12 protein-coding genes and 1 pseudogene are annotated in these 10,189 nt (G+C 62.1%); 7 read left to right on the forward strand and 6 right to left on the reverse strand.

Translation table 11 applies throughout. From position 1 onward, the window contains the following. Positions 1 to 4: 4 nt before the first annotated feature. From FE782_RS30095 to FE782_RS30105, 3 genes are all read right to left on the reverse strand, one after another. Positions 5 to 394: a helix-turn-helix domain-containing protein gene (locus FE782_RS30095; protein ID WP_138198058.1), complete on the reverse strand. Its 390-nt coding sequence runs from the start codon at positions 392 to 394 to the stop codon at positions 5 to 7. Positions 395 to 570: 176 nt separating this feature from the next. Further along, positions 571 to 1,557: a non-homologous end joining protein Ku gene (gene ku / locus FE782_RS30100; protein ID WP_138198059.1), complete on the reverse strand. Its 987-nt coding sequence runs from the start codon at positions 1,555 to 1,557 to the stop codon at positions 571 to 573. Positions 1,558 to 1,624: 67 nt separating this feature from the next. Beyond that, positions 1,625 to 2,656, reverse strand: a complete 1,032-nt coding sequence (locus FE782_RS30105) for an HD-GYP domain-containing protein (RefSeq protein WP_138198060.1) — start codon at positions 2,654 to 2,656, stop codon at positions 1,625 to 1,627. A gap of 188 nt (positions 2,657 to 2,844) precedes the next feature. On the opposite strand from FE782_RS30105, the gene FE782_RS30110 reads away from it, so the two are divergent. Beyond that, positions 2,845 to 3,552 (forward strand): DUF4097 family beta strand repeat-containing protein, encoded by a 708-nt coding sequence (locus tag FE782_RS30110; protein WP_138198061.1) that lies wholly within the window; start codon positions 2,845 to 2,847, stop codon positions 3,550 to 3,552. Between the two features lie 57 nt (positions 3,553 to 3,609). Here FE782_RS30110 and FE782_RS30115 read toward each other — a convergent pair whose 3' ends face one another. Then, on the reverse strand, positions 3,610 to 4,158 hold the full coding sequence (locus FE782_RS30115) for a DoxX family protein (protein ID WP_138198062.1): 549 nt from the start codon (positions 4,156 to 4,158) through the stop codon (positions 3,610 to 3,612). A 179-nt stretch (positions 4,159 to 4,337) separates the two neighbouring features. On the opposite strand from FE782_RS30115, the gene FE782_RS30120 reads away from it, so the two are divergent. Further along, entirely contained in the window at positions 4,338 to 4,886 is a 549-nt protein-coding gene (locus FE782_RS30120; RefSeq protein ID WP_138198063.1) for an NAD(P)H-dependent oxidoreductase, read from the forward strand. Positions 4,887 to 4,946: 60 nt separating this feature from the next. Here the strand turns inward: FE782_RS30120 and FE782_RS30125 are convergent, their stop codons facing one another. Further along, complete coding sequence (locus FE782_RS30125) at positions 4,947 to 5,999, reverse strand: FAD:protein FMN transferase (RefSeq protein WP_138198064.1); 1,053 nt, start codon at positions 5,997 to 5,999, stop codon at positions 4,947 to 4,949. Between the two features lie 132 nt (positions 6,000 to 6,131). On the opposite strand from FE782_RS30125, the gene FE782_RS30130 reads away from it, so the two are divergent. Genes FE782_RS30130 through FE782_RS30150 form a run of 5 tightly spaced genes read left to right on the forward strand, consistent with a single transcriptional unit; the run spans position 6,132 to position 9,536 of the window. Continuing rightward, on the forward strand, positions 6,132 to 6,521 hold the full coding sequence (locus FE782_RS30130) for a NusG domain II-containing protein (protein WP_138198065.1): 390 nt from the start codon (positions 6,132 to 6,134) through the stop codon (positions 6,519 to 6,521). Continuing rightward, a complete protein-coding gene (locus FE782_RS30135; protein WP_138198066.1) occupies positions 6,505 to 7,056 on the forward strand; it encodes a Gx transporter family protein in 552 nt (183 codons plus the stop codon). Before FE782_RS30130 ends, FE782_RS30135 begins: the two co-directional genes overlap by 17 nt. 26 nt (positions 7,057 to 7,082) lie before the next feature. Further along, entirely contained in the window at positions 7,083 to 7,910 is an 828-nt protein-coding gene (locus tag FE782_RS30140) for an ATP-binding cassette domain-containing protein (RefSeq protein WP_138198067.1), read from the forward strand. Continuing rightward, a complete protein-coding gene (locus FE782_RS30145; RefSeq protein ID WP_138198068.1) occupies positions 7,886 to 8,782 on the forward strand; it encodes an ATP-binding cassette domain-containing protein in 897 nt (298 codons plus the stop codon). The genes FE782_RS30140 and FE782_RS30145 overlap by 25 nt, the downstream gene beginning before the upstream one ends. Then, the gene (locus FE782_RS30150; RefSeq protein WP_138198069.1) at positions 8,775 to 9,536 is read left to right on the forward strand and encodes an energy-coupling factor transporter transmembrane component T family protein; all 762 of its coding nucleotides are present in this window, start codon (positions 8,775 to 8,777) and stop codon (positions 9,534 to 9,536) included. Before FE782_RS30145 ends, FE782_RS30150 begins: the two co-directional genes overlap by 8 nt. A gap of 263 nt (positions 9,537 to 9,799) precedes the next feature. On the opposite strand, the pseudogene FE782_RS32685 reads toward FE782_RS30150, so the two are convergent. Continuing rightward, a pseudogene (locus FE782_RS32685) lies at positions 9,800 to 10,189 on the reverse strand (hypothetical protein); the annotation flags it as partial.

The raw sequence follows: 10,189 nt of genomic DNA on the forward strand, positions 1-10,189 counted from the left end.
CATTCTATTGGGGTACGGACGCCGCGTCGTTCCGTCCGCGCTTCGCCGCTTGCGCCTTCTTGAGAAGGCCGAGCACCAACTCCAACTCTTCCTCCGTTAGAGGTTCGCCGTTCCAATGCAACGCCGTCATCCCGTCCGTCACTTTCCAGGCGGCGGTCGACGGCACCGGTTCGACGCCAAGCGCATGCGGCCGGTCGGTCAGTCCGAGCAAATAGTCCGAGGTTACGTCGTACAATCGCGCGATCGCGGCCACGGTGTCGAGGGACGGCTCCCGTTCGCCCCCTTCGTAACCGGCGACCGTGCTCTTCGCGACGCCGATGCGCCGGCCGAATTCCGCCATCGACAACCCGTTCTTCTTTCTTAGTTCTCTCAGCCGAACGCCGAATAAGGTCATATAATTCGCTCGCTCCCGAATTGATAATAAGATAAAGTTCGCGGATCGCGAACGATTTTTAAGGGCGTGTCAGTATTATAGCATGAAGCCTGCGGAACTACATGCGGCTGCGCCGAAACGCGGCAAAACAAGAGGCTGTCCCCGGTCCGAATCGGACGGGGACAGCCTCTTCGCCATTATCGCGTGCCGATCGGCGCTTTCGGGCGCCCGCGGGGCGCGGGTCCTTCGGGCGCCGGCGCGCCTTGCGGCCCGGCGCCCGCGGCTCCGGCTGCCGCGCCGGCTCCGGCGGCCCGGCGCTTCCGCTTCGGCGGGGCGCCGGGCGGGATGACGGCGCCCTCCTCCGTCACCGGGATCGGCGGCGCGCCCCGATCCGCGGCCGCGGGCGGCGGTCCGCCCTGCACGGCTTGCAGCGACGCCTGCAGCGCGGACATGAGGTCGACCACGTTCGTCCGGCGCGGCTCCGGCGCCACCTCGACGTCTTGCCCCGCGATCTTCGCTTGGATGAGCCCCATCACCTGCTCGCGGTAATCGTCGCGATACTTCGTCGGATCGAACGGAACGGACAGCTGATCGATCAGCATCTTGGCCATCGTCAGCTCGCGTTCGCTTACGACGCCCCGGGTCAGATGCACGTTCGGAACGTTTTGCGCCGAACGGACCTCGTCCGGGTAAAAGATCGTCTCCATGCTGATGCACCCGTCCACGATGCGGATCGCCGCCAGCGACGACTTATTGCGGATCGTCACCTTGGCGATGCCGATCTTGCCGGTGTCCGCGAGCGCCGCGAGCAGCAGGCCGTAGGCGTTCGCCCCGGTGTCGCCGGGACCGAGATAATACGTTTTCTGAAAATAGATCGGGTCGATTTCGTGTAAATTCACGAAGTCGACGATTTTGATTTCCCGGCTCGCGTCGGCGGCGAGAGCGTCGAGCTCGTCTTTGTCGAAGCGGACGAAACGCCCCTTTTCGTACTCATAGCCCTTCATGATCGCTTCGTTCTCGACCGCCACCTCGCAGTGCGGGCATCGGCGGCTGTACGAAATCGGCGTGCCGCACACCCGGTGCAGCATGCGCATGGAGATGTCTTTGTCCTCCGTCGCCGCGTACATCTTCACCGGAATGTTGACGAGGCCGAAGCTGATCGCGCCTTTCCAAATCGTATGCATGCAAAGAAGCCTCCCGTTTCTCGTTTCGGTTAGTATAACCAAAACGCGGGAGGCTACCGCGCGGCCGTCAGTTGACGATCTTTTCGATTTCCACGTCGACGCGCGACAGATCGAGAAACTCGGATCCGATGCGGACGAGCGGCTGAAACAGCTCCGTCGTGTGGTTCATGACGATTTCCCCGACCTGGCCGTTCGACAGCATCGCTTCCTTGCCGATGAAGTTCGGAATCATGCGCCGGATGAACGTCTGCGCGATCTTCGGGTCGAGCTCGCTGAAGCTTAAAGCGTACAACTCTTTCAACACGACGAACAGGTCCTGCTTTTGTTGATACACCCGCGACGAAATCATCGCGCTGTAGATGTCCGCGACCGCGACGATCTTCGACGCCGGCTGCACCCAATCGTACGTGATGCCGAACGGATAACCCTTGCCGTTGGCGCGCTCGTGGTGCTGCAGCGCCGCGTAGGCGGCCATGCGGTCGTTCAAGCTTTTCATAATGATTTCATAGCCGTATTCGGTGTGCTTCTTGATTTGCTCGTATTCCTCGTCGGTCAGGCGCGAGGGCTTGAGCAGAATCGTCCGGTGAATCTTGCTCTTCCCGATGTCGTGCAGGAAGCCGGCCTTGCCGATGTCGTAAGCTTCTTCCTCCGCGTGGCCGAGCCACTTGGCGATAAAGTAGGAGAGCATGCCGACTTGAATGCAATGCTCGTATGTATAGTCGTCCTTGGAATTGAGGGTTAAGAGAAGGCCGACGATATCGGTTTCCTGCTGCATCGATTCGATCAACGGGTCATACGACTTATCGATTTCCTCGGGCGTTACGAAGCCGACATGGTACGCTTGATCGAACATCGTCTTCATCTGGCCGACCGCCTTATCGTATTGCGCCTGGAACGGCGGCTCGGGAACGTGCCCCGACGACGCGTCGTTCGCCCGAGCGTCCATAATTTCGACGTATTCGATTTGATGTCTCAGCAGCAGGGCGATATGAACGTCCGTGATAACCGTGCCCGGCGCCATAATATGGAGTCCGGTCGGCGCGAAGACATGCTGCCGGAGCATGTCGCCCGCATGGAGTTTCGTTACGTGCAGCCGCATAGGAAGCACCTCTGATTGTAAGTTGCCCATCTATGATATAGCACTTTCGGCTTATTGTCGACATAAACTAATGCGTAAGTCATAGGGACAAAGCATCTTGTCAGAAAAAATAATGATTGTATCGCAGCTCAGAATTATTGTATTGTTATTTAGCAAATTTTAGCACGTACATAAGGGAGTTATAGCAGATGAAAAGATGGACGATCATCGCGGCGGCCGCGATGCTGGCGACGACGACCGGCTGCGGCTTCGGGGGCGCGAAGGAAGAGACGAGAGAGCTGTCGCTTCCGGCCGACGGGGTTACGAAGTTCGCGGTGCGGACAGGGAGCGGAGACGTTACGCTGGAAGGCGCGGACGGGCTCGAGGCGATCGAAGCGACGGCGACCGTCCGACTCGGGTCGACCGGTTCCTTCGACGAGGACGTCGAGTTTACGCTAACGCGAGACGGCGACGGCGCGACGCTGACGACCGGCTTCGAGACGAACGGCTGGATTCCGTCCTTGCTCGCGCCGCGGTCGATGGATGTGACGGTGCGCATTCCGCGGGCGATGGCGGTTACGATCGAAGACGGCTCCGGCGATCTGGTCGTTCGCAACGTCGGAGGGACGCTCGTCGTGCTGGACGGCTCGGGAGACGCCGACATCGCGGAGATCGGCGGCGCGACGACCGTCACGGACGGTTCCGGCTCGCTGCGCATCGAGCGCGTCGACGGAAATCTCGTCGTCACGGACGGCTCGGGCGACGCGACGGTCAAGGACGTGACCGGTTCGCTTACGATCACGGACGGCAGCGGCGACATCGACGTCGACGGCGTGGGCGGCGATCTGATCGTAACCGACGACGGCTCCGGCGACCTGCGGTCGGTCGGGGTCCAAGGACGAACGATAACGGAATAACTCCGAAAAAGAAATCCCTCGGACGTTTCGTCCGAGGGATTGCGAATGCGATTGGGGTTAGCCGACGAAGGCGCCGCGGGTAGGCGTCTTGCCGCGGCCGTCGTTCTTCGGCTTGCGGCCGAACAGGTTGCCGACGGCGGCCTTGAAGTACGGGAGCACCCAACGGTCCGCGCCGTAGCGGCCTGCGTTGGCGCCGGCGACGAGGACGAAGAGGCCCATGATCGCCATTTGCGGGTTCGTCGACGTCGTGCCCGAGAGCAGGAACGCGAAGTTCATGGCCAGGGCGCCGAGAGCGGCGACGGTAGTGAAGCAGCCGAGCATGAGACCGAGACCGGCGAGAATTTCGCCCCAGAGGACGAGGAACGAGAAGACGTCGGCGTTCGGAATGGCGAAGGCGGTCAAGAAGTCCGCCCACCAGCCTTGGACGGCCGGATGATCGCCGGTCGCTTTTCCGACGGCGCCGGCGAGGAAGCCCGCCGCGTTGAACGGCTCGGGCGCGTTCAGCTTCTCGAGACCGTGCGTGAACCATTGATAGCCGAGGTAGAATCTAAGGAAGAAGAGCGCTGCGGCTGCGTAGCGGTTTGTTCTAAGGAACGTGTTGAACATGTGGAATCCCTCCAATTTGTTACTGTGCGAGGAGCGAATCGTCGTCGATGTCGTCTTCCTCTTGACTTCATCTTACCTCCGGAGGGGCCGCATCGATGTGCGGATTATCACATGTTTTCAAATTCCGTTGCGTTACCATAAATTCGAATCCACATTGGAAACGGAGGAGTGGTATACGTATGACGAACACGCTGGTTATCGTAGCGCATCCCCGCTTGGCGGAAGGCTCCCGCATCAATAAGAAGCTGGTCGAAGCGGTCGCGTCGATCGAGGGCGTAACCGTACGCGATTTATACCGGACGTATCCGGACGAGCGGATCGACCCCGAGGCGGAGCAACGGCTGTTAGAGGCGCATGAGCGCATCGTGCTGCAGTTCCCGTTCTGGTGGTACAGCTCGCCCCATCTCTTGAAGAAGTGGACGGACGAAGTGCTTACTTACGGCTGGGCGTACGGCCCCGGCGGCGACAAGCTGCGCGGGAAGTCGCTCGGGCTCGCCGTCTCGACCGGCGGCGCCGAGAGCGCCTTCCAGGCCGGCGGGTACAACCAGTACACGATGAGCGAGTTGACGAGACCGTTCCAAGCGACGGCGTCGCTCGTCGGCATGACGTTCCGGCCGATCTTCTCGGTGCACGGCTCGATGCTGTGCGACGACGAGACGCTGTCGCGGCGGGCGGCAGAATACGCCGCTTACGTGACGGCCGAACGCGAGACGGCGATTCATGCGTAACAACGACGAAGGGGCGCTCCCGATCGGGAGAACGTCCCTTCGTTCTGTTCGTGCGCCGGGTTACTTCAGCGCGTATTTGTCGGACGTCAGCCGGAACGAATCGCGAAGTCCGCTGGACAAGTACACCTCGCGCGATGCGGTGATAAACACCGCTTCCGTCTTCTCCGTCGACTCTACGAACGCCATGCCGTCCGCAAGGCCGAGCGCGAACGCCGCCGTCGACAGCGCGTCCGCGTCCGCCGACCGTTCCGTCAAAATCGTAACGCTCAATAACTCGTTATCGACCGGGTACCCGGTCGCCGGATCGAGGATGTGATGGTAGCGAACGCCGTCCTCGATAAAGAACCGCTCGTACACGCCGGAGCTGACGATCGTCTGATCGACGGCTTTCAGCGAGCCGATCGAAGCGCCGCGCGCGTCCTCCGGGTCTTGAACGCCGATCGTCCACGGCTTGCCGGCGGCCTTCTCGCCGACCGCCACGATGTTGCCGCCGAGGTCCACGATGGCGCTGTTCAAGCCTTCCGCCCGCAGGTAGTCGGCGACCACGTCGCCGGCGTACCCTTTGGCGATGGCGCCGAGGTCGAGCGACATGCCCGGCTCGGTCAAGTAGATCGAGGTCGCCGTGTCGTCCAGAACGACGTTGTCGGCGTCGACGAGCGCCGAGGCGGACTGGATTTCCTCCACGGACGGCTTCCGGGGCGCATCCGATCCGATGTCCCACACATCGACCAACGGCCCGATCGCCGGGTCGAATTTGCCGCCGGAGTCTTTCCAATATCGGATCCCTTTCTCGACGAGCCGGAACGTCTCCTCCGAGACGCGAACGGGCTCGACGCCCGCCATCCGGTTCACGCCCGAAATCTCGCTCGTCTCTACCTGTCGGCTCATCGTCGCGTCGATGCGCTCCAGCAGCTCCCGAATGTGCTCGAACGTGGCGTCGTCCGCCCGCTCGTCGAACACCTTCACGGTAACGACCGTATCGAAAATGAAATACGTCTCCGCCCTCGCCTCCGAGCCGCCGCCCGCCGCCGCTTCGCCCGAACAGCCGGCGAGCGCGGCGGACGCGAACAGCGCGGAAGCCAATGCGAGGTTTCGTAAGAGGTTCCCTTTCATAAACCCACCTTCTTTCTCGCTCTTTCGCAGAGCATATCAGATTCGAAGGGGCGTTCCTGTGACATCGGTCATAGGAGCGGCCTTGGGGAGATTTTATAATAAGTACAAAAATCGGAGAGGCGTGGGGACACTATGAAACGAGGCGACTTTTGGCTGATCGGGATCATCGTGCTCGCGGCCGCGTACTTCATGGTCGCTTACATTCGGCAAGACCATGCCGCCGATCGTTACGACGGGAAAGCCTACGCGGTCGTGACGGTCGACGGGAAGCCGTTCCGAACGATCGAGCTGACCGAGTCGGCCGAGCGATACGAAATTCAGACCGAATTCGGGTACAACTTACTAGAAGTGAAGGATGGGGGCATCCGCATGCTGGAAGCGGATTGCCCCGATGACATTTGTATCGAGATCGGGGAAGTTCGCAAGCTCGGCGAGACGATCGTCTGCTTGCCTAACCGGGTCATGGTCGAGATCGTCGGAGACGCCGAGGAAGGGGGAGAGACGGATGCGGTCGCAACATAACGAAGCGGATGCGGCGCTGCGTCGCTCCGTCGTCATCGCGATGTTCGCAGCGGCGGCCGTCGTGCTTGGGTTGATCGAAGCCGCCATTCCGTTCCAAGCCGCCGTGCCCGGCGCCAAGCTCGGTCTGGGCAATATCATGGTGCTTGCCTGCCTGCACTTCTTGCGAGGGCGTGACGCGATTTCCCTCATCGTATTAAAGACGGTAATAACGTCGTTATTGCTCGGAACATTTTCCAGCTTTTTGTTTAGCATCGCCGGCGGGCTGCTCAGCTTCGCCGTCATGTACGCCCTGCTCCGTCTCGGCCGCGACCGCTTCAGCCTTATCGGGGTGAGCGTCGCCGGCGGCATCGCCCATAACATCGGGCAGTTGACCGCCGCGACGTTCGTACTCGGCACGTCTAAGATTTTCTACTATTTGCCTTTCTTGATGGTAGCGGGCATCGCGACGGGCATCTTCGTCGGGTTCGCCGCGAAGACGTTAATTCGCGCCTTGGGCCGCTTGCCCTTATTCGAGTCGTTGGAGAACCCGCGGTGAACGCGGGAGGGAGGAGGATCGACGCTATGATCGCATACGACAACGTAACGGCCGCGCCGCGCGCCGCGGGAGCGCGTCCCGTCCTCGACGGCGTCACCCTCCGCATTCCCGAGGGACAATGGGTCAGCGTCGTCGGGCCGAACGGCAGCGGCAAGTCGACGCTGCTGCGGCTGATGAACGGATTGGCGGCGGCGCAAGAAGGCTCGATCGTCGTGGACGGCGTCGAGCTGACGCAGGAAACGGTCTGGACCGTTCGATCGAAGATCGGCTTCGTCTTTCAAAACCCCGACAGTCAGAGCATCGGACAGACGGTCGCCGAAGACATCGTGTTCGGGTTGGAAAACGCCGGCCTCGACCGAGAGACGATGCGGCATCGCCTGTACGCGCATGCCGAACGTCTCGGCGTATCCGCGTTGCTGGACCGACACCCGAGCCGGCTGTCGGGCGGGCAGAAGCAGCGAGCCGCGTTGGCGGCGGCGCTCGCGACAGAGCCGAAGATCGTGCTGCTCGACGAGGCGACCTCGATGATCGACGATGCGGGGAAGCGCGATCTGCTTTCGCTGCTCCGAGAGCTGAGGGACAGCGGACAGTATACGATCGTATCCGTCACGCACGATACCGAAGAGTTGCTTGCCTCCGATCGGGTCGTCGCCCTGAACGCGGGCCGGATCGCGGCGGACGGCTCGCCTAGAGACGTGCTCGCCAGAGCGGACGTGTTGGACGGTTGCCGTCAGCGCGCGCCGTTCGTTCGGGAGCTCGCCGCCGCGCTCGGCGAGCGGGGCATCGACGTCGGCGACGTGTGGGACGACGAAGGGATGGTGAACGCGTTATGGTCATTCGCTTCGAACGCGTAACGTATCGATACGCTGGCGCTCCTCGGAACGCAGCGCCGGCCTTGCGAGACGTCGCGCTCTCGATCGACGGTCCTCGCTTCGTCGCCGTTCTCGGCTCCCCGGGGTCGGGCAAGTCGACGCTGCTTCAGCACTTCAACGGGATCGAACGCCCGACCGAAGGCGTCGTTCGCGTGCTCGACTATTCGATTGCGCACGGCGAAAAGCTGAAGTCCGCGAACGAGCTCCGCCGCCGGGTCGGGCTCGTCTTTCAATATCCGGAACGGCAGCTGTTCGAATCGACCGTCGAAGAGGACATCTGCTTCGGTCCCCGCAACTTCGGCATGTCCCAGGGCGAGGCGAAAGCGGCGGCTCGGGCGGTATGCGAATGGATCGGACTCGATCCGGCGCTGCTTCCGTTCAGTCCGTTCGCACTCAGCGGGGGAGAGCAGCGTCTGGCGGCGGTCGCCGCCGTGCTCGCGGTCGACCCCGACATCGTCGCGCTCGACGAGCCCACCGCGTCGCTCGATCCCGCGAGCCGGGAAGAGCTGCTCCGACGGCTCCGTTCCCTCGTGGACGAGCGCGGCAAGACTATCGTCGTCGTCTCCCACAGACTCGAGGAGGTCATCCGCGTCGCGGACGATTTCGTCGTGATGGAAGGCGGGGCGATCGTCTTCCACGGCGGGGCCGCCGAGCTGCTGGAGCGGGAAGAGCTCATCGAACGCGCGGGCGCGTCGCTCCCGGCCGCCGTGCGGCTCATGCGCCGCTTCGCCGCCGCGTTCGACGTCGAGCCGCCGGCCGGCGCGCCGTCCGCCGAAGAAGCCGCCGAGTTCGTCCGGCGAACGTTAGAGGCTCGCGGCTTCCGCTCTAAGGAAGGAGTCGGTGCGCATGCGTGACACGTTACGAATCGGCAGGTTTGTCGAAGCCGGATCTTGGGCTCATCGACTTGATCCCCGCTCGAAGCTGACGGCGATGTTCCTGTACTTGGCCGCGGTGCTGTTCATCGACAGCTGGTACGGACTCGCGGCGTTAAGCGTCGTCTCGTTCGCCGGACTGCTGTCGACGCGAATCCCTCTCTCCAAATACCTAAAGACATTGAAGCCGCTCCGGTTCTTGATCGCGTTCGTCTTCGCCGTGCCGCTGCTGTTCGAACAAGACGGCTTCCTGCACGGCTCGGTCGCGGCCGGACGCATGATTTGGTTCGTGTCGTTCACGGCCACGCTCACGTTCACGACGGAGACGCCGCGTCTCGTGTTAGGCATGGAATCGATGCTTCGCCCGATGCGGCGCCTCGGATGGAACCCGGACCGGTGGACGTTCATGCTCGCGGTGGCGCTGCGCTTCATCCCTTCTATCATGGAAGAAGCGGACATCGTCCTGAAGGCCCAGGCGTCGCGTGGGGTGGACTTCCGCGAACTGCCGTGGAAGTCTAAGGCGAAGGCGCTCGTGACCTTGCTCATTCCGATCGCCTCCGGCGCGTTCCGGCGGGCGTCGGAGCTGATCGACGCTTATGCCTCGCGGGGGTATCGCCCGGGCATGGAACGTACGCGGTACGAGGTGCTTGCGTGGGGGCGGGCCGATACTTGGTTTTTGTTAGGGTTCGCGGGAGCTATGGCGGCCGTCGTCTGGACCAACGCGTGGGCCGGGTGAGTCGGGGGCGCGCTCCTTTCTAAGGTGATGTCGTCTGCTCAGGCTGCGAGGGGGCAGGTTGTATTGTTTGCGCACCTTTCTAAGGTGATGTCGTCTGCTCAGGTAGAAGAGTAGGGGCATCACTTTACTTCGTTGTGGAGTGTTTTGTCGCAACATGGAGTAGGGCTGGATAGCGACTGACGACAACGCTAAGCACGGAGTGCGAATTGCGTAGTGCGTAGCGCGAAGTACTAACTCAGTTCATGCACACCTTACGCAACGTCTTAAGCCGTTCGGAAGCAAAGCTTGCCCCACGCCTCGCGTAAGGAGGTTCCTTGGGCGGCGGCGTTCCAACGGAAACAGAACTCGTCGAGATAGCTCTGAAGGTACTTCGTGCCGACGCCGTTGAACAGCCGGTTCATCCAACCGCGGGCCTCTAGCAGGCAATCCCGCAGCGGGCTAAGGTGCATCTGGTTGTCGCTCAGCCATAACGCGTTCGCGTTCGGATCGACGTGTTCCTCCAGAATGCGCGCCTTCCCGTGCGCGGTTGGTTCCTTATATCCGCGGACGAGACGGTCGCGAGGCACGAACCCGAGCTTCAACGCGGTCGGCTTGCCGTCTCTCCCGACGGAAGCCGAGACGGACACGACGCGTTCGCACCGGTAGTGCCGGTG

It is taken from the genome of Paenibacillus antri, assembly GCF_005765165.1.
Lineage (GTDB): Bacteria > Bacillota > Bacilli > Paenibacillales > YIM-B00363 > Paenibacillus_AE > Paenibacillus_AE antri.